Raw genomic sequence first — 19,353 nt, forward strand, 5'->3', positions numbered from 1 at the left:
TTCACTGCTCCTTGTCCTGGTTGTCGGGTTCGTCGAGTTCGCTGAGCATCCGGTGGCGGAAGGCGAGGGTGTCGGCGAGTTCGGTGAGCGGCCAGCTCGGGTGCGCCGCAGCCAGGTCGCGGACCCGTTCCGCGCTGGCCGGGGTGAGCCGCTCGTCGGCGAGCCTGCACAGCTGCGAGACGTGCCGGGCGTCGTCGCCTGCGGCCCCGGCGAGCGGGGCGAGGACGGCGTCGGCCAGCGGGCCCTCCCACGGGCCCGGCAGGTGGCCGAGCAGGCGCAGGCGGTGCGGCGGGTCTTCGGCGGCCGCGAGCAGGGCCGCGGCTTCCACCGAGCGTTCCGGCTCCGGGAGGAGTGCCAGCAGCGCCGTGGGGGAGTCCGCCTCGTCCACGATGAAGCCCTCGCGTAGCAGGGCCCGCGCCCAGCGTGCCTCGCCCTGCCGGAGCGCGGCGCGGCACCAGCCGAGGTGGACGTCGCGGGCGAAGTCGTCGGCGACGGGCAGCGCCACCGCCGCCTCCGGGTCGAGCCCCAGGTGCTCCGCCCAGGTGCCGAGCGGGGTGCGGGAGAGGATCTCGCGGAGCCAGGCGGCGCGCACCCCCGTCCGCGCCGCCGACGGGTCGAACGAGCCCGCCGGGTGGAACGGGATGCCGTCCCTGGCCATGGTGTCGTCGTGTTCGGCCGGGAGGGTGACGGACAGGTGGCGGCGCGCGGGGGTGCCCTCCAGGCGGATGAGGGCGTGGGCGCGGTCGGCCATACGACGGGCGTAGGCCGAGCCGGGGAGGGACGCCAGGAGGTCGGCGGCGCAGCGTCTGACGTCCTTGCCCCGGTCGTCCAGGGCGCGTTCCAGGAACTCCTCGTCGGCGTCGGACAGGCCGTGCGTGAACGTCGCCAGGAAGGCCGCCCGGTCCAGGGCGGACTCGCCCGTCCAGGTGCGGAGGAGGAGGGCGCGGGCGGCGTCGGGGTCGGTGCGGCGGGCGACGGTGAGGGCGGCGACGCGCTGGCCGCGCGAGCCCCGCTCCCAGTCCGCGACGGGTTCGGCCGCCGCCTCGGACTCCGTCAGCAGGTACGCCCAGTCCGGGTTCTGCAGGGCGAGCCACGCCGCACGCCGTCCGGCGGCTCGGGCGACCAGCGGCCGCAACGCCCTGTCCGCCCTGCCCCGGTCGAGCAGCTCCGGCAGGTACCGCGCCGGAACCCTGAACCCGCGCACGGCGACCGCCTCCAACCACTCGGGCAGCAACCGCGCCCTGTCACCCGCCAACAGCAGCCCGAGCCGCCCCCGCGCCGCCTCAGGCACCACGGGAACCTCCTCGGACGGCGCGGGCGCCACCGCCTCCGCCGTCCCAGGCCGCATCCCGGCCCGCCGCCGCACCGCGAGCAACCCGGCCTGATCCAACAGCCGCGCCGCCGGATCCCGCTCCCCCAGTTCCACCTCCCCCAACTCCGGCACCCCTTTCCGCCGAGTCCCCACCAACGCCACCACCACATGCTCCTCCCAGACCCCCCTCACCACGCCCCCCTCCCATCGCCCAACGCCGACACCCGGCCACACCCTCCACCCGCCCTGACCCCGGGCACCCCACCGAGGCAGCGGCCTCGCGATGCGGGGCTTGGCACGGCAGGCGCCCCACCGAGACGGCGGCCTCGCGAGGTGAGGCTTGGCACGGTGGGCGCGCGGTGGGGTGTGACCTGTGGGGGTGCGCTGTGGTGGTGCTCTGGGGTGGGCGCTCCAGTGAGGTGGTGGTCCTGGGGTGTGGGGGGCATGGGGGCTCCTTGGGTCAGGGGAGGGAGAGGAAGCCTTCTTCGGGGTGGTGGGCGGTGAGGGGGTGGAGGCCGGTGGGGGTCCATTCGCCGGTGAGGGTGAAGGGGGTGCCGCCGGAGAGTGCCAGGAGGTGCCAGGGGGAGGGGGTGTGGAGGGGGAGGGCATCGCCTTCGGGGTCGACGATCTGGAGGGGGGTGGTGCGGGCCAGGCGGACGTTGGTCAGGGTGGTGGGCCAGTGGTCCAGCCAGGGGTCGCGGGCCAGGGCGGTGGCGTACTCCGCCAGGAGGGTGGTGACGGAGGTGCCCTGGGGGGTGGCCGGGCGGGGTGGGGCGTGTTGGTGGGCGATCAGGGCGCGGAGGGGTTGGGCGGCGGGGTGGAAGGCGAGGGAGGCGTCCACCTCGGTGCCGGGGGGAGGGGTGGGATCGTGGGTTCGGCCGGGTGCGGCGAAGGAGAGCAGCAGGGCGGGCCTGCCCGTTGTGGTGCCACGGAGCCAGGTGCGGCGGGTGCTGAGGTTGTCGGCCTGCGTCTCGCGGACGCCCAGGACGGACCAGGTGTCGCGGACGTGCGGGCCCGCGAGGACCTCCTCGCGCGGGGTGGTGTAGCCGATCCGGGTGCGCACCGTCTCGCGCAGGCCGGGGGAGAGGGACTCGGCTTTCGCGTACGCGCGGACCAGCAGATGCAGGAGGCCGTACTCCTCCAGCAGGTGCTCCGGCCAGCGGCCACCGCCGCGCGGCACCGACGCCAGGGTCTTCACCTGGCCCGCGAGGGCGCCCGCCTGGGCGTCCACCAGGCGGCGCGCGGCGTCGTCCCAGAGCGCGTAGGGGGCGCGCTCGGCCGCGGCGAGCCCGCGGGACACCTGGTCGCGCAGCCACCTGCCGAACTCGGCGATCCCGTCGTCCACCCGCTCGGCCCGGCGCTCCGCCGCGCCCGACCGCCGCGGCGCGCCGCCCGCTTCGGCTTCCAGCTCTCGTTCGCTCACATTGTCGAATCTAGCCCCCGGCACCGACAAAATCGGGTTGTCCACAGCCCGATTCCGCGAGGCGCGCGTGCCCGGCGCAAACGCCGGGCGGGCGGGCGGCGCCGGGCTATTGTTGCCGGTCAGGGGGTGGGCGGATGGGCGCTGGTCACGGGCACGGACACGGGCATGGGGTCGCGGCGGACGGGGATCGCAGATTTCTCCGCGGCGCGCTCGCGCTGATCGTCGTGTTCATGACGGCGGAGGTCGGCGTCGGTGTCGCCGCCGGTTCGCTGGCGCTGCTGAGCGACGCGGCGCACATGCTCACCGACGCGTTCGCGATCGCGGCGGCGCTGCTGGCGATGCGGATCGCGGCCCGGCCGCCCTCCGGCAGGTTCACCTACGGCCTCAAACGCGCCGAGATCCTCTCCGCCCAACTCAACGGGTTGACGCTGCTTCTGCTCGCCGCCTACTTCGCCGTCGAAGGCGTGCGGCGGCTCCTCGCCCCGCATCCGGTGGAGGGCGCGATGGTGTTGGCGACGGCGCTCGCCGGGATCGCGGTGAACCTCGCGGCGACGTGGCTGCTGCGCCGGGCAGACCGTTCAAAACTCCACGTCGAAGGGGCGTACCAGCACATTTTCAACGACCTGCTCGCCTTTGTGGCGACGGCCGCGGCGGGCGCGGTGATCATGGTGACGGGCTGGAACCGGGCCGACGCCGTCGCGTCCCTCGTCGTCGCCGCGCTCATGGTCAAGGCGGGCGCGGGGCTGGTGCGCGACGCGGGCAGGGTCCTCATGCAGGCCACGCCCGACGGCATGGACGCGGCGGAGATGTCGGACGTCATGGCGGCGCTCCCGGACGTCGCGGAGGTGCGCGCCCTGCACGTGTGGGAGGTGACGTCGGGGCATCCGACCCTCTCGGCGCACCTCCTCCTACGGCCCGGCGGCGACTGCCACGCGGTGCGCAGGCAGGCGCGGCGCCTTCTGCGCGACGCCTACGGCATCACCCACACGACGCTCGAGGTCGACCACACCGAGGGCGCCGACGTGCGCTGCGCGGCGCACGGGCACGCGACGGTGGGCGCGCCGCTCTAGCGCGCTTTCTCGCGGCCCAGGGAGAGCGCGAGAAGCAGCAGCAGCACGACGAGCGCGGGCGACGCCGTCTGCAGCACGAGGGTCGCGGGGTGCGGGGGCACCTGGCCGAGGGTCGCCACCCACAGGCCGACCCTGACCGCGCGGACGGCGATGATCGTCCACACACCGGAGCGGTAGCCGCGCCAGGCGGCCGCCACGCCGAACAGGGTGACGACGGCGAGGGACGCGTAGCCCGTCGCCAGGACCAGCGCCCACCGCTGGCTCAGCTCCGTGACGGGCCCGCCCGCCGCCACCGAGAGCGACGCCAGGTCGAGCAGCGACACCGCCGTCACCAGCAGCAGCCCCGCCAGCAGCGCCCAACTCCGCCGCAGCCGCCCCCGCCCAACGGGCTCCGCCTCCTCCTGGGGGACGGCCGCCGTCCCGCCGAGCCCCGCCACCCGCCCGAAGTCCTTCGTCACGTCCTCCGCCGAGACCGCCACCCCCGGCGGCCGCCCGCGCCGCACCGCCCCCAACGGCCGCCCCCGCCCGAACCGCTCGTCCCGCCGCACCCCCCGCCCCCCAAAGTCCCACGTCAACACCTCATCGGCCCGCCCCTGCCCACCGACCCCCGCCTGGCCACCCCCAGGGCCGCTGTCCCGCCTCTCCACTCGGGTCTCGTCGCCTCGCGCCGCCGCGCCTCCCGTGTGGCCGGTCCGGGCGTCTTCGTCGCTCCGCCTTTCCACGCGGGTCTCGGCGGCCCACCCTGGACCGGCGTCCGGCGCGGCGTCTTCATGCCCGTGCCGGTTCTGTTCGTCGTCGCTTGGTTGTCCGGGGTGGGGTCTTGGGGGGCGGAGGGTGAGGAGGGTCCAGAGGAGTTGGTGGGCGGTGGGGCGGTCGGTGGGGGACTTGGCGAGGCAGGCGGTGAGGGGGGCTTGGAGGGGGGTGGGGACGGCGGTGAGGTCGGGGGTGGCGGAGCGGATGGCTTCGATGAGGGAGGTGAGGGTGTCGGCGGGGAAGGCGGTGCGGCCGGTGGCGGCGAAGACGATGGTCTGGGCCCAGGAGAAGAGGTCGGCGGCCGGGCCCACGGACGAGCCGGTGAACTGTTCGGGCGCCATGTAGGCGGGGGTGCCGATGAGCTGGCCCGTCATGGTGCGTAGGCCCGCGTGGTCAAGCGCGCGCGCAATGCCGAAGTCGATGACGCGCGGACCGTCGGATGCCATGAGGACGTTCGGCGGCTTCAGGTCGCGGTGCACGACGCCCGCGCCGTGGATGGCGGTGAGGGCGGTGGCGGTGCCGACGGCGAGCCGCATGAGGGCGTCCTCGCCGCGCGGCCCCTCGGCCCTGACGAGCTGGTGCAGCGACGGCCCCGGCACGTACTCGCTGACGATGTAGGGCCGGTCCCCGTCGAGGTCGGCGGCGAGCACCCGCGCGGTGCAGAAGCCCGCGATCCGCCGGAGCGTCGCCGACTCGCGGGCGAACCTGGCGCGCGCCACCGGGTCGTCGCTGAGCCGCGCGTGCAGCAGCTTGACCGCGACGTCGCCGGAGCTCGTCCGGCCGAGGAAGACGGTGCCCTGCCCGCCCTCGCCTATCCGCCCGAGGAGGGTGACGCCGCCCAGCCGCTCCGGGTCCCCCGGTTGGAGCGCGCGCACGATTCGTCCCTCCCCGGCCACCGGTGGCAATTGGATATTTCCCCCATCTATGAGACATCAAAGAGGAAAGGCTTACATAAATCCAGACGGGGGACCGGATGAAGACGAGGGCGAGAGCGGTGGTTCTTCTCGCCGCCCTGTTCCTGACCATGGTCACGGCGTGCGGGGACGCCGGGGCGGTCATCACCAGGCTGGCGGTCGGCGATCCAGGGCCGGACGCCTACACGCACGTCGAAGGCACCGACGACGCCAAGATCAGCAGGCTCGCGGCGGCGGGCGGGGACAAGGAGGGGGACGCCCCTGGCCTGTACGGAGGCACCCGCAAGGACAAGGTCTGTGACAAGGAAGCCCTGGTCAGGTTCCTCGAAGGCGACGAGGGCAAGGCGCGGGCCTGGGCCGAGGCGCAGGGCATCGCGCCCGACGGGATCGCGGCGTTCGTCGCGGACCTCACGCCCGTCCTGTTGCGCACGGACACCCTCGTGACGAACCACGGCTACCGCGCCGGAAAAGCGACAAAGATGAACGCGCTTCTGCAAGCGGGAATTGCGGTCATGGTGAACGCCAAGGGTCTTCCGGTGGTCAAGTGCAATTGCGGCAATCCGCTCTCCGCGCCCGACCCTGATCTGCCCGTCCATGACAGTGATTACAAGGGCGCCTCATGGCCACAGTTCTCTCCCGACAAGGTGACGGTCGTCCGTCCCACCCGGCAGGAGATCGAAGAGCTGAAGCTTGTGGACCGCGACGGCCGCACCGCCTTCGACCGCCCGGTGGGCACCGAGGGCGACGCCGACGGTGAGCCCGAGCCGGTGCCTCCGGCCGCCGCCTCCGAGCCGCCCACCGCCCCGAGCGGTGACGACCAGGGCGTCTCCGGCCCGACGGATTCCGCCACGCCCACCGAGGCCCCGCCGCCCGCCGACCCGACCGGCACCCCCACCGGCGTCCCGCCGGACGACGAGGACGTCACCGGCATCCCGACGACGACGCCCGAGGACGCGCAGGGCGTCACCACGACCGATCCCACCGGGGATCCGCCCGGCCCCGACACCGCACAACCGAACGAACCACCCCAGACCGCCACGCCACCCGACCCGCCCGACCCGGAACCCGCACCCGAGACCCCGCCCGACGATCCGGTGCCGACCACGCCGAGCCCCTAGAAGCCGCCTGAGCCCGCCGCGCGCCCCGCCCGGACCCCGCGAAGATCCGTGCGGGCCGCGCGCCCCTCGGGCCCGCTCAGGCGCGCGACGTTCACGCGCCGCCGTCGCCGAAGGGCAGCGCGACGTCCGGCGGCATCAGCAGCCCGCCGCCCACCGCCAGCGCGGCGACCGCGACAAATCCAAAGAAGAACACCCAGACCAGACCGGGCACCCCGGTGAGGTGGGCGAGCTGGTCGGCGTCGGAGCTGGGCGCCTGCCGCCGCGCGCGCAGCCGCTGCAGCTCGATGACCGGCCGCACCCCCGCGAACAGCAGGAACGACGCGCCGAAAGCCGCGAACGCGCCCTGGATCTCGGCCGAGCCGAACCAGGAGACGGCGAACACGATGGCCCCGGTGGTGACGACCGACACCACGCCGAACACGTTCCGGATCATCACGAGCATCGCCGCGAGCAGCGCGAGCGCGAACCACAGCATGAGGGTGATCCGGCCCATCCCGAGCAGCCACGCGAACAGCAGGCCGAGCAGCGGTGGCGCGGTGTACCCGGCGAGCGCGGTGAACACCATGCCCGCGCCGTCGGGGCGACCGCGCGAGACGGTGACGCCCGAGGTGTCCGAGTGCAGCCTGATCCCGTCGAGCTTGCGTCCGGTCGCCAGCGCGATGACGGCGTGCCCGCCTTCGTGCGCGATGGTGACGACGTTGCGGGCGAGCCGCCAGGCCGGCCCGTAGAGCACGAGGACGAGGGCCACCACCGCCGCGATCCCGGTGATCCACAGTTCGGGAACGGCCTGCTCCTGCCACAAGTCGCTGAACGTCACCTTTTCCGCCCTCCGTGTGCGCTCAGGGTATGACGCCCCGCGCGGTGCCCGTGTTCGCCGCAGGTCACGTCAGCGACGGCCCCCGGAAGACCTGCCGTGTGTGCCAGGCGATGTTCCGCGCGTCGGGGCGGGCGAAGCCGGGCTGCGGCGGGTGGAAGACCCGTCCGGAGAGGTCGGTGACGAGCCTGCGCGAGGTCTCGGTGGTGCCGACGAACTGCCGGGAGACGAGGATCTTGCCGTTGGGCGTGAGGCCGAGGACGCCCTTGTCGAACAGCCTGTGGTGCAGTGAGCACAGGCACAGGCAGTTGGTCGGGTCGTCCTGTCCGTCGAACGCCCACCAGCGCAGCCGGGCGGCTTCGAGCCCGATGACGGTGGTGCCTATCCAGCCCTCGAAGCCGCAGAAGGCGCAGCGGCAGTCGTAGGCCAGCAGGATCTTCTGCCGGAGGATCGGGTCGCGGTTGGCCGTGGGCAGGTCGCCCTTGTCGAAGGCGGCCACCGCGGCCGTCTGCGCGAGTTCGGGCATGAGGTTGGCGGCCGCGCACACGTCGGCGTGCAGGCCGCCCTCGAAGTTGGTGTCCAGGAGCAGCCTGACGACCTGGGCGAGAAGGCCGGGGTCGGCGAGCAGGTCGCGGGCGAACCCCGGGTGGAGCCGCCCGTGGACGTCGCCTGCGAGCAGCGCGGACCGGTCGGCTGACGTGCTGGGCCCTCCGGACGCGGTGGCGACCTCCCACAGGCCGTCGGCCGCCAGGTGGTGGAAGGGGTAGCCGGCCGCGGCGGGCCGGGGAGGGCCGAACTCCTTCAGCATCCCGTCCAGGACGGCTTCGGCGTCGCGGTAGCGGATCGTCTTGTATCCGACACGCTGGAGCTGCCCCAACGCGTAAAGGAGGAGGAGCGCCTTGTGCGGGTCGCGGGTGCCGTTGTCGGTCCAGCGGCGCAACCTCAGGATGAGCTCCAGCCACTCCATGCGGCAATCGTAAAACCTCTCCACCGGTATTTGTCGTGGTAATGCCTGACATCGCTGGTCGGAGTGTGCGGACGGGCCCTGACCAAAGCGAGCACTTACTTTCGTGGCACACTGTCGGGTGAGTCCGCGAGTGAGGGGTGTGCACATGGCTGGTCCGCTGTCCGGAGTGCGGGTGGTCGAGCTTGCCGGGATCGGCCCGGGGCCGTTCGCCGCGATGCTGCTGGCCGACCTGGGCGCCGAGGTGATCAGGATCGACCGTCCCGGCGGAGGCGGCACCGGGCCCGCCGCCGACCGGGACTTCACGAACCGGTCCAAGCGCTCGGTGGCCGTCGACCTGAAGAGCGAGGCGGGCCGCGAGGTCGTGCTCCGCCTCGTCGAGCAGGCCGACGTGCTCCTGGAGGGCTTCCGGCCGGGCGTCACCGAGCGGCTCGGGCTCGGCCCCGACGACTGCCTGGCCCGCAACGAGCGGCTCGTGTACGGCCGTATGACGGGCTGGGGCCAGGAGGGCCCGCTCAGCCACACCGCGGGCCACGACATCGGCTACATCGCCATCACGGGCGCGCTGCACGCCATCGGACGGGCCAGCGGCCCCCCGCAGGTGCCGCTGAACCTGGTCGGCGACTTCGCGGGCGGAAGCATGTACCTCGTGGTCGGCGTGCTCGCCGCGCTGCTGGAGTCGAAGCTGAGCGGCCGCGGCCAGGTGGTGGACGCCGCGATCGTGGACGGCACCGCCCATCTGTCCACGTTCATCCACGCGTTCCAGGCGTCCGGCCTGTGGACGGACAACCGGGGCACCAACCTCCTCGACACCGGCGCGCCCTTCTACGACGTGTACGAGACGGCCGACGGGCAGCACATGGCGGTGGGCGCCATCGAGCCCCAGTTCTACGCCGAGTTCCTGAACCGGCTCGGGGTCGCCCCGGAGGAGGCCAAGCAGTACGACTTCGCCAACTGGGAGCAGAACAGGGCGCTGTTCGCGGCGAAGTTCAAGGAGCGGACGCGTGACGCGTGGGCGGAGGTGTTCGTGCCTTCCGACGCGTGCGTGGCGCCCGTCCTCAGCCTCAGCGAGGCCGCCGCCCATCCGTGGAACACCGAGCGCGACGTCTTCGTCGAAGGCCCCGACGGCAGGGTGCAGCCCGCGCCCGCGCCGCGCTTCTCCCGGACGCAGGGCACGATCACAGGCACCCCCGCGCAGGCGGGCGAGCACACCAGGGCCGTCCTCACCGACCTCGGCTTCAAGGACGTGGACGAGCTCCTCGAGTCCGGTGCCGTCGTCCAACGCTGAACCGTGGCAGGCTCGGAGCATGCTGAGCGGTCTGCGGGTCCTGGAGGTCTCCAGTTTTGTCGCGGCCCCGCTGGGCGGGATGACCCTCGCCCAGCTGGGCGCCGACGTGGTGCGCGTCGATCCCCTCGGCGGGGCCACCGACACGCGGCGCTGGCCCGTCACCGAAGAGGGCGCGTCGATCTACTGGGCGTCGCTCAACAAGGGCAAGCGCTCGATCATGGTGGACCAGCGCACCCCCGAGGGGCGTGACCTCGTCCTCAGGCTGGCCGCGCAGGCGGGCGTGGTGTTGGCGAACACACCCAGGCCCGCGTATGAGGATCTCGCCGCGCTGCGGCCAGGGCTCATCCACGTGCTCGTCCAGGGGTATCCCGACGGAAGGCCCGCCGTGGACTACACGGTGAACGCCGAGACGGGCTTCCCGCTCGTCACCGGGCTCGGCGGGGAGCCCGTCAACCACGTCCTGCCCGCCTGGGACGTCGCGTGCGGGCTGTACGCGGCGGTCGCCGTGCTCGCGGCCGACCACCACCGGATGCGCACCGGCAAGGGCAGGTCGGTGAAGATCGCCCTGTCCGACGTCGCTCTCGCGACGGCGGGGAACCTCGGCTTCCTGGGCGAGGCGGAACTCAACCGGGTGGACCGGCCCAGGATCGGCAACCACCTGTTCGGCGGGTTCGCGCGCGACTTCGCCGTCGCGGACGGCCGTCTCATGGTCGTCACGCTGTCGCGCAGGCACCTCGACGACCTCGCCGCCGCCACCGGCGCCACCGAGCGCCTCGCCGAGCTGGAACGGCTCCTCGGCGCCGACTTCGCGGACGACGGCGACAGGTACCGGCACCGCGAGGGCCTGGCCGCCCTCTTCGAGCCCTGGTTCGCCGCCAGGACCGCCGACGAGGCCGCCGGGGCACTCGGGCACACCTCGGTGCTGTGGTCCCGCTACGGCACGTTCCGGGAGCTCCTGGCCCGTGACCACGACCTCCTCGTGCCGATCGACCAGCCGGGCCTGGGCCGCGTCCGGGCGCCGCGCACACCCGTCCGGGACGGCGTCCCGCGCGAGCCGCGCCCCGCCCCCGTGCTCGGCGGCGACGCCGAGACGGTGCTCGGCAGGCTGGGCATCTCACCCGACGAGGTGGCCGACCTGCGGGCACGGCGCGTCGTGGGATGACCCCCGCCTGCCGAACCACCTGTATAACTTTGGCGTCAGACCACCCAAACCCCCCGAGCGGGCGGGCCGCAAAGTCTCGTCCCTGGTCTGGAGGACCCCTTGTACAGCCCGCCTCCTTACACCCCGCCTCCGTACTACACGCCGCCGCCTCCGCCGCGGCGCAGGAGCCGCGGCCCGCTCGTGCTCGGCATCGTCGCCCTGCTGACCGTCCTCGTCGTCGGAGGCGGCGTCGCCTTCTACGTGCTCGGACAGCGCGGCGGCTGCGGCGCCGACGGCGTGACGCTCAACGTGTCGTCGTCGCCGGAGAAGTTCGGCGTCATGGAGGACCTCGCCGAGCAGTACTCCGGCACCGAGGTGAACGGGGTCTGCGCGCAGATCGCCGTGCAGTCCAAGTCGTCCGGCGAGGCGATGGCGGCGCTCGCGCGCGGCTGGGACCCCGCCGTGGACCGCGCGCCGCGGCCCGACGTGTGGACGCCCGCCGCCTCCACCTGGGTGGGCCTGCTGCGGCACCGGCTGAGCCAGTCCGGCAAGATCGACTTCCTGCCCGCCGAGACGCCCGGCGTCGCGGTGTCGCCGCTGGTCATCGCGATGCCGCGGCCGATGGCGCAGGCGCTCGGCTGGCCGAACAGCGCGATCGGCTGGTCCGACATCCTCAAGCTGTCGCGCGACCCGCGCGGTTGGGGCATGTACGGACATCCCGAGTGGGGTCCGTTCAAACTCGGCAAGACCAACCCGAACTACTCGACGTCGGGACTCAACGCCACGGTCGGCGCGTACTTCGCGGCGACCGAGAAGGCGGCGGGCGGCACCCCGGGCAGCCTCACCGCCTCCGACGTCGACGCCTCCTCGGTGAAGGCGTTCGTCCGTGACGTGGAGAGCTCGATCGTCCACTACGGCGACACCACGCTGACGTTCCTCTCCGGCCTGCAGAGGGCCGACGACGCAGGGGAGGGGCTCGGCTACGTGTCGGCCGTCGCGGTCGAGGAGATGTCGGTCCGCTACTACAACCAGGGCAACCCGACCGGAAACCGGGTGAGCGAGGGCCAGCACTCCCCGCCCAAGATCCCGCTCGTGGCGATCTACCCCGAAGAGGGGACGATCGTCTCCGACCACCCGTATGTCGCGCTCGGCACCATGGATCCCGGCAAGCGGGCGATAGCCGACGACTTCCTTGCGTTCCTGCGCGGCACGGAGGGCCAGAAGCGGTTCGCCCGCGACGCCTTCCGCGGCTACGACAACCAGGTCACCAACCTCATCACCGAGGACAACGGCCTGCTTCCCGGCCAGCCCACCAAGATGCTCGCGCCGCCGGAGCCCGCCGTCCTGGACAAGGTGCTGCGCGGCTGGGAGTCGCTGCGCAAGCGCTCCAACGTGCTGTGGGTGGTCGACGTGTCCGGCTCGATGGTCGAGCAGGTGCCCGGCACCGGGAAGACCCGGATGGAACTGGCCAAGGCGTCGCTCACCAAGGCGATGGACCAGTTCATCGGCGTGGACAAGGTCGGCCTGTGGGAGTTCGCCACGAGGATCGACGGCAACCGCGACTACCGCGAACTCGTCCCGATCGGCTCCGTCGCGCAGAACCGGGCGCGGCTGAAGCAGGCCGTGGGCGCGCTCCAGCCCAAGACCGACACCGGGCTGTACGACACCGCGCTGGCGGCCTTCACCCGGGTCAAGCAGAACCGGGCGCCGGACGCGATCAACTCGGTGGTGCTGCTCACGGACGGCGTCAACGACGACAGCAACTCGATCACCCTGGAGGCGCTGCTCGGCAGGCTCGACGGGGAGAGCGGGGTGCGGCTGTTCACCATCGGGTTCTCCGACGGGGCCGACCACAAGGTGCTCGCCAGGATCGCCGAGGCGACCGACGCCAAGGCGTACGACGCGCGCGACGCCGCCACGATCGACGAAGTGATCGGCAACGTCACGTCGAATTTCTAGATTCTCCCACCACCTGACGTACCCGTCTGATTACCTTGAGGAGTCGCCGCGTTGCGACCGGGGGACTCGGCTCCGGCGGGAGACGGAGGAGGCGTGCGCGGCGCCTCCTCCGGCTCCCCTGGGGCCGAGCACCCCGCTCCGCGGCAAGCCATGCCCGCTGATCTCGCCGCCCCGCTCCTGTTCCGTCTGCTCGGCCCCCTGGAGGTGCTCAGGGAGGGCGTGCCCGTCGATCTGGGCGGGCCGCGTCAGCGGGCGCTGCTCGCGCTGCTGCTGGTACGGCCCGGCGCTTACGTCTCGGCGGGCGACCTCGCGGACGAGCTGTGGTCGGGCGCGCCGCCCGCCGGTGCCGTCGCCACGCTGCGGTCCTACATCTCGGTGCTGCGCCGCGAGCTGGAGCCGGGGCAGCCCTACCGGGTCCTGGTAAGCCGGGCGGGCGGCTACGCGTTGGAGCCTCCGGAGTCGGACGCGCGCGCCTTCTCCGGGCTGCTCGAATCCGCCGAAAGGCACCTCGAACAGGGACGGCCCGCCGAGGCGGCCGCCGCGTTCGCGCGGGCGCTCGACCTGTGGCGGGGTCCCGCGCTCGCCGGGCTGCCCGACCTGGAGCCGCTCCGCCTGGAGGCCGACCGGCTCGCCGAACTGCGCGTCCGCGCCGAGGAGGGCCTGGGCGCCGCGCAGGTCGCCCTGGGCAGGCACGGCGAGGCGATCCCCGGACTGGTGCGCCTGGCGGCCGCGCATCCGCTGCGGGAGACGGCGCACCGGCAGCTCATCCTGGCGCTGTACCGGGCGGGCCGTCAGGGCGAGGCGCTCGCCGCGTACGAAAGGCTGCGCCGCACCCTCGCCGACGAGTTGGGCATCGACCCGTCGGCGGACCTGCGCGCGCTGCACGAGCGCATCCTCCGGCAGGACCCAGAGCTGGCGCCCATCACGCACCCGAGGTACGACGGCCGTCTCGCGGACGCAAGGCCGTTCGTCGGACGGGCCGGGGAACTCGCCGCGCTCACCCGGTTCGCCGTCGAGGGGGACGGTGTGCGCGTCGTCACGGGCCCCGGCGGCATCGGCAAGACCGAGCTGGCCGAACGGGTCGCCGAGACGGCCGAGGGACGCGGGGTGCCCGTCGTCTGGGGACGCTGCCCGGACGCGGGCGACGCGCCGCCGTTCTGGGTGTGGCGCCAGGCCGCCGACGCCCTCGCCGACCTGCGCGCGCCCCGGCCCGACGCCGGGAGGCTGCGCGCCCTGCTACGCGAGGCCGAAGACGCCGAGCCGATAGGAAGGTTCCGCAGGTACGAGGACGCCGTCCGGCTCCTGGCCGACGCCGCCGCACCGCACGGCCTCCTCGTCATCCTCGACGACGTCCACGCGGCCGACCCCGACTCGGTGCTCTTCCTGCGCTACCTGGCCAAGGCGCGCACGCGTGGGGTGCGCTGCCTGGTGCTGTCGCGCGGGGCCGTCCCGGTGGACGTCCCCGCGATCGAGCTGGCGGGCCTGTCTCCCGTCGAGGTCGGCGAGCTGACGGGTGACGCGGAGGGCGCGCCGCTCCTGCAGGCCGTGACGGGCGGGAACCCGTTCCACCTGGCGCAGCTCGGGGACGCCCCGGCCGAGACCGAGCTGCACACGGTGATCACCCGTCGGCTTGAGGAGCATCCGCCGGACACGTGCGAGCTGGTCGAGCTGCTCGCCGTCGCGGGCCGTCCGGTCGAGCCCGCGACGCTCGCCGCGGCCTGGGGCGCCGACGTCGTCGCGACGCTCACCGCGCTCGGGCCCGCGTTCGCGTCCGGCCTGGCGGCCGAGCGCGGCGCGCGCGTCAGGATCGCGCACGCGCTGCTCGGCGAGGCGGTGCTGGCCGGACTGCCGATGGCGCGCCGCGCGGCCCTGCACGCGGCGCTGGCGGCCGCGCACCTGGCCGAGGGCACCGGCACCCCCGCCGAGCTGGCGTTCCACTACGAGCAGGCGGCGCCGCTGGGCTACCGCGAGGAGCGGATCACCTGGCTGGGCCGGGCCGCGGACGCCGCCGCGCGCGGGTTCGCCGACGCCGACGCCGCCGACTTCCTGCGCCGCCAGGCCGCCGTGCACGCGGCGCGCGCCGAGCTGGACCCGGCCGAGGCGGCGCGCGAGCTCGAGGTGCTGGCGCGTAGGTCGGCGCTGCTCTCCGGCCTGGACGGCTACAACGGGCCCGAGGTCGCGGAGAACAACGCGCGGTTGCGGACGGTGCTGGACCTCGCGGGGCCGTCGGCGCCGGGCGTGGCGGCGGCGCTCGGGCAGTTGTGGGAGCACGCCAACACGGCGGCGGAGTACACGGCGGCGGAGGAGTACGCGGCCCGGCTTTCGGAGGTCGATCCCGGGGCGGGTGCTTACGCCGCCGGTTGCACGGCCGCTCTACGCGGTGACTTCGACGTCGCCAGGGAGCGGTTGGAGGAGGCGGTCTCCGGAGGGCTGTCGGGGCCGCCGGGGTCCTTCCATTCGCACGCCGCCCTGTACGCGCTGGCGTTCCTCGGTCTTGTGCTGACGGCGCAGGGGCGTCCGGCGGAGGCGCGGGCCGTCGAGGAGCGGGCGGAGCGGCTCGCGGCCCGCTCGGGCGACCCGTACGACCGCGCGTCGGCCGTGCACTTCCGCTCCTGGGCGGCGTTCGTGGAGCTCGACCGTGCGCGCGCGGGGCGGAACGCCGCACGGGCCGTCGAGCTGAGCCGGGAAGGCGGCTTTCTCCTACTGGAGGGCTTGGCGGGCTCGCTCCTCGCCTGGTCCGAGGCGACCACACCGGAGGGCTTCGCCTGGCTGCGCGACAGGTTCGCGCACGCCTACGCCGCGCTGTCCATGCGCGCGACGAACACCGTCGTCCACGCCGAACTCGCCGAAGCCGCTCTCACGCTCGGATCGCCGGAGATCGCGCTGACGGAGACGGCGGAGGGCCTCGCCTTCGCCGACGCCACCGGCGAGGGGATCTACCGCGCCGAACTCCTGCGCTTGCGCGGCCTCGCCCTCGCCGCGTCCGGTGACGTCGAAAGCGCCCGCGCCGTCCTGCGCGAGGCCGTCGCCACCGCCCGCGCCCAGTCCGCCCACCTTCTCACCGCCCGCGCCGAAGCGGCCCTGACGTCCCTGGACGACCGGCACGGCGCTTCGTCGGATCGGGGGGTGGGCCGCGAGGGGCTGGGCCGGTTAGGCTTGCCGAGCAATCGCTTGGTTGATGGGAGGCCGCCGTGCGGCGTGGGATCTATCTGCTGGAAGAGGTCGAGTTCAACCCGATGAACTCCAGGAAGCCGCTGGAGTATCTGACCTGGTTGACGGGCTACAAGAACGAGGACGCGGAGGCGTACGGGGCGGGCGAGGCCGAGCTCACCGAAGGCAAGTCCGTCAGGTCGAGCGACATAGATCTGGTCGGCGCCTTCTACGCCGTCGGGATCACCGGCCATCGCCAGTTCAAGGCCGTCACCCTGTGGGACTGCCGGGGAGGCTGGGACGGCGGCTGGAAGCAGATGATGGACATCTACGCGGGGGTGGACGAGCGCCTGTTCCTCTCCGACATCGACGACCTCCGCCACGCCGCCTATTCACGTCCCCTGGGCGCCGCCCCGGACAGCCCCGCTCTCGCGGACCTGGTGGACGAGGGCTACGCCGCCCCGTTCTACGTCTTCGAAAGCGCCACCGTAAGGCCGGGCGCCGCCCTCGACTACCTCGCCGCCGTCACCGAGGAGCGCGCCCCCGTCCTCGCCGAGCACGGCCAACGCCTGATCGGCGCCTACGAGGTCCAGTTCTGCGACACCGAGGTCGTCACCTTCTGGGGCACCACCCTCGACGCCCACCTGGCCCTCCAACGCGCCCGCGACGCCGCCCTCGGCCTCGACGACGAGACCACCCCCGACCCCCGCCTCCTCACCTGGCGCGCCCGCTCCCGCGACTTCCTCACCGCCACTTGGCGCGAAACCCTCCTGGCCCCCTTCCCCGGCTCCAAACTGGCCCCAGAACCCGCGTGAACGGGTAGAGCCCCCGGCGGCGTTGGTGGGGGCTCTGGTGGGCGCGCTCATGAGGCGAGGGCGCCCGGCGGGGTGTGGGAGGGCACGGCCCCGCGGTGGTCGTGACGGCTAGAAGTCGTCGTTCAGGCGGGCGATGAGGGCGTGGTACTCGTCCCAGAGTTCCTTGGGGAGGTGGTCGCCGAAGGACTCCAGGTGCTTGGGCATCAGGGACGCCTCGCGCTTCCAGGTCTCCTTGTCGGCGGACAGGAGGAGGTCGAGGTCGCGGCCGTCGATCTCCAGGCCCTCCAGGTCCAGGGCGGCGGCGGTGGGCACGTGGCCGATGGCGGTCTTCGTGCCCTCGGCCTTGCCCTCCAGGCGCTCCACGATCCACTTGAGGACGCGGCTGTTCTCACCGAAGCCCGGCCACAGCCACTTGCCGTCGTCGTCCTTGCGGAACCAGTTGACGTAGTAGATGCGCGGAAGCTTCTCGGCGTCAGCGGAGGCGCCGAGCTTCAGCCAGTGAGCGAAGTAGTCGCCCATGTTGTAGCCGCAGAACGGCAGCATCGCGAACGGGTCGTAGCGCAGCTCGCCCACGGTGCCCTCGGCCGCCGCCGTCTTCTCCGACGCGACGTTGGCGCCCAGGAAGACGCCGTGCTGCCAGTCGAACGACTCGGTGACCAGCGGCACGGAGGTGGCGCGGCGCCCGCCGAACAGGATCGCCGAGATCGGCACGCCCTTCGGGTCCTCCCACTCCGGCGCGATCGTCGGGCACTGCCCGGCCGGGGTGGTGAAACGGGCGTTCGGGTGGGCGGCCGGGGTCTCGGACGCCGGCGTCCAGTCGTTGCCCTTCCAGTCGGTCAGGTGCGCGGGCGGCTCGTCGGTGAGGCCCTCCCACCAGACGTCGCCGTCGTCGGTCAGCGCGACGTTGGTGAAGATCGAGTTGCCCCACAGCGTCTTGATGGCGTTGGCGTTGGTGGTCTCGCCGGTGCCGGGCGCCACCCCGAAGAACCCCGCCTCAGGGTTGATCGCGTACAGGCGGCCGTCCTCGCCGAACCGCATCCACGCGATGTCGTCGCCGACCGTCTCGACCTTCCAGCCCGGCACGGTGGGCTGCAGCATGGCGAGGTTGGTCTTGCCGCAGGCGCTCGGGAACGCGGCGGTGATGTACTTGGCGTCGCCGCTCGGCGGGGTCAGCTTGAGGATGAGCATGTGCTCGGCGAGCCAGCCCTCGTCCCGCGCCATGGTCGAGGCGATGCGCAGCGCGTAGCACTTCTTGCCGAGCAGCGCGTTGCCGCCGTAGCCCGAGCCGTAGGACCAGATCTCCCGGGTCTCGGGGAAGTGCGAGATGTACTTCTCGGTGTTGCACGGCCACGGCACGTCGGCCTGGCCGGGCTCCAGCGGCGCGCCGACCGTGTGCACGGCCTTCACGAAGGAGCCGCGCTCCTCGATGAGGCGCAGCGCCTCGGCGCCCATCCGGGTCATGATCTTCATCGAGACCGCGACGTAGGCGGAGTCGGTGATCTCGACGCCGAGCTGGGAGATGTTGCCGCCCAGCGGGCCCATGCAGAACGGCACCACGTAGAGGGTGCGGCCCTTCATCGAGCCGTCGAAGATGTCCGCGAACGTCGCGCGCATCTCCGCCGGGGCGATCCAGTTGTTGGTCGGACCCGCGTCCTCCTCCTTCTCGGAGCAGATGTAGGTCCGGTCCTCCACCCGTGCGACGTCGCGCGGGTCGGAGGCGGCGTAGAAGCTGTTCGGGCGCTTGTCAGGGTTGAGCCGCTTGAAGGTGCCCGCCTCGACGAGCAGGTCGGTCAGCCGTACCCACTCCTCTTCGGAGCCATCACACCAGACGACGTTGTCGGGCTTGGTCAGCGCGGCGATCTCGCCGACCCAGTCGATCAGTTCCTGGTTGCTGGTAGGTGCCGGTTTGAGCCCGGGGACCTGGTCAGACACGCCTTACTCCTCACACCTGCTTTGGGGTTGTACGCATCGTGAACGACACCTACAGGTCTTGGCTAATTGGTCTGGGCCAATGCGTTACTTTGTGGAAACATCGCCTCACACAGAAAATTCTTCAGAGTTCTGGGGGGCGGGCCACAACTCGCCGAGAGCGCGCCTGGTCATCCGCGCTGTGCGGGGCGGGCGCGGTGATGGCGCGGATCGGCGCGCCGGTGGCGCGGTGTGGCGCAGGTCTCACCGGGTGTTTCGGCTGGTGGGCGCGCCGCCGCGACCTGCGGCGACGGCCGGACGGGCCCGCTCCGGGCGTCCCGCCGCAGGCAGGGCGCGCAAACCGGCGGGCGCGGTGTCGGGCGAACGGGGTGCGGCCGCCGCCTTGCCAGCGGTGATCTTCTTCCGGAATTGGTCCAGACCACTGGTCGGATGGACCGGTCCCCGTTCTGGGCCGTTCTTACTCGCGCGGTCAGATTGACGATAGCGGGACGCGCGGGGGCGGGCGTCTGCAATTCCCGGAAAGCGTCACGTGTCGTGTCTCCGTGACGGCGTCGCCGACCCGCACCGTGCAAGCACCTCCGCTCGTGGGGCGTGCGGCTCCGACAGCCCGTCGCCGCAAGCATCCAGTCAAGATCCTGCAAGACGTTGAAAGATTGCTGCAAGCCCTTTCATCGAGGGGGTTTCCGTGGCATGCTCGGGGCCC

At 72.9% G+C, this 19,353-nt stretch carries 13 protein-coding genes; 7 read left to right on the forward strand and 6 right to left on the reverse strand.

Annotated features, from left to right (window positions below):
- Position 1 precedes the first annotated feature (1 nt).
- Together LO762_RS05620 and LO762_RS33045 are read right to left on the reverse strand one after the other, a co-directional pair.
- Positions 2–1,426, reverse strand: coding sequence for a DUF5691 domain-containing protein (locus tag LO762_RS05620; RefSeq protein ID WP_230613578.1), 1,425 nt, complete (start codon positions 1,424–1,426; stop codon positions 2–4).
- 346 nt (positions 1,427–1,772) lie between these two features.
- Positions 1,773–2,735 carry an SWIM zinc finger family protein gene (locus LO762_RS33045; RefSeq protein ID WP_304523612.1) on the reverse strand — a complete coding sequence of 321 codons (963 nt, stop codon included), beginning with the start codon at positions 2,733–2,735 and terminating at the stop codon, positions 1,773–1,775.
- A 134-nt stretch (positions 2,736–2,869) separates the two neighbouring features.
- Here LO762_RS33045 and LO762_RS05630 point away from each other — a divergent pair, with 134 nt between their 5' ends.
- Positions 2,870–3,805 carry a cation diffusion facilitator family transporter gene (locus tag LO762_RS05630; protein WP_230613124.1) on the forward strand — a complete coding sequence of 312 codons (936 nt, stop codon included), beginning with the start codon at positions 2,870–2,872 and terminating at the stop codon, positions 3,803–3,805.
- Here the strand turns inward: LO762_RS05630 and LO762_RS05635 are convergent.
- On the reverse strand, positions 3,802–5,433 hold the full coding sequence (locus LO762_RS05635) for a serine/threonine-protein kinase (RefSeq protein ID WP_230613125.1): 1,632 nt from the start codon (positions 5,431–5,433) through the stop codon (positions 3,802–3,804). The genes LO762_RS05630 and LO762_RS05635 overlap by 4 nt on opposite strands.
- Positions 5,434–5,552: 119 nt before the next feature.
- On the opposite strand from LO762_RS05635, the gene LO762_RS05640 reads away from it, so the two are divergent.
- Entirely contained in the window at positions 5,553–6,590 is a 1,038-nt protein-coding gene (locus LO762_RS05640) for a DUF6777 domain-containing protein (protein ID WP_230613126.1), read from the forward strand.
- A gap of 91 nt (positions 6,591–6,681) precedes the next feature.
- Here LO762_RS05640 and LO762_RS05645 read toward each other — a convergent pair whose 3' ends face one another.
- Positions 6,682–7,407: a M50 family metallopeptidase gene (locus LO762_RS05645; protein ID WP_374201534.1), complete on the reverse strand. Its 726-nt coding sequence runs from the start codon at positions 7,405–7,407 to the stop codon at positions 6,682–6,684.
- Between the two features lie 64 nt (positions 7,408–7,471).
- Positions 7,472–8,371: a phosphorothioated DNA-binding restriction endonuclease gene (locus tag LO762_RS05650; RefSeq protein ID WP_230613127.1), complete on the reverse strand. Its 900-nt coding sequence runs from the start codon at positions 8,369–8,371 to the stop codon at positions 7,472–7,474.
- Positions 8,372–8,516: 145 nt separating this feature from the next.
- Between LO762_RS05650 and LO762_RS05655 the strand changes: the two genes are divergently transcribed.
- From LO762_RS05655 to LO762_RS05675, 5 genes are all read left to right on the forward strand, one after another.
- Positions 8,517–9,656, forward strand: coding sequence for a CaiB/BaiF CoA-transferase family protein (locus LO762_RS05655; protein WP_230613128.1), 1,140 nt, complete (start codon positions 8,517–8,519; stop codon positions 9,654–9,656).
- Between the two features lie 19 nt (positions 9,657–9,675).
- Complete coding sequence (locus LO762_RS05660) at positions 9,676–10,818, forward strand: CoA transferase (protein WP_230613129.1); 1,143 nt, start codon at positions 9,676–9,678, stop codon at positions 10,816–10,818.
- 99 nt (positions 10,819–10,917) lie between these two features.
- Positions 10,918–12,756: a substrate-binding and VWA domain-containing protein gene (locus tag LO762_RS05665; RefSeq protein ID WP_230613130.1), complete on the forward strand. Its 1,839-nt coding sequence runs from the start codon at positions 10,918–10,920 to the stop codon at positions 12,754–12,756.
- A 150-nt stretch (positions 12,757–12,906) separates the two neighbouring features.
- Positions 12,907–15,996, forward strand: a complete 3,090-nt coding sequence (locus LO762_RS05670; RefSeq protein WP_230613131.1) for a BTAD domain-containing putative transcriptional regulator — start codon at positions 12,907–12,909, stop codon at positions 15,994–15,996.
- Positions 15,948–16,721, forward strand: a complete 774-nt coding sequence (locus tag LO762_RS05675) for a hypothetical protein (protein ID WP_230613132.1) — start codon at positions 15,948–15,950, stop codon at positions 16,719–16,721. The genes LO762_RS05670 and LO762_RS05675 overlap by 49 nt, the downstream gene beginning before the upstream one ends.
- A gap of 108 nt (positions 16,722–16,829) precedes the next feature.
- Here LO762_RS05675 and LO762_RS05680 read toward each other — a convergent pair whose 3' ends face one another.
- Positions 16,830–18,653 carry a phosphoenolpyruvate carboxykinase (GTP) gene (locus tag LO762_RS05680; protein ID WP_230613133.1) on the reverse strand — a complete coding sequence of 608 codons (1,824 nt, stop codon included), beginning with the start codon at positions 18,651–18,653 and terminating at the stop codon, positions 16,830–16,832.
- Positions 18,654–19,353: the final 700 nt, after the last annotated feature.

This window comes from Actinocorallia sp. API 0066 (genome assembly GCF_020991275.1).
Taxonomy (GTDB): Bacteria; Actinomycetota; Actinomycetes; order Streptosporangiales; family Streptosporangiaceae; genus Actinocorallia.

Excerpts from the sequence above, each read along its gene's own strand:
- LO762_RS05630 (WP_230613124.1), top strand. The coding sequence starts at position 2,870 with ATGGGCGCTGGTCACGGGCACGGACACGGGCATGGGGTCGCGGCGGAC.
- LO762_RS05670 (WP_230613131.1), top strand. The coding sequence starts at position 12,907 with ATGCCCGCTGATCTCGCCGCCCCGCTCCTGTTCCGTCTGCTCGGCCCC.
- LO762_RS05650 (WP_230613127.1), bottom strand. The coding sequence starts at position 8,371 with ATGGAGTGGCTGGAGCTCATCCTGAGGTTGCGCCGCTGGACCGACAAC.
- LO762_RS05655 (WP_230613128.1), top strand. The coding sequence starts at position 8,517 with ATGGCTGGTCCGCTGTCCGGAGTGCGGGTGGTCGAGCTTGCCGGGATC.
- LO762_RS05660 (WP_230613129.1), top strand. The coding sequence starts at position 9,676 with ATGCTGAGCGGTCTGCGGGTCCTGGAGGTCTCCAGTTTTGTCGCGGCC.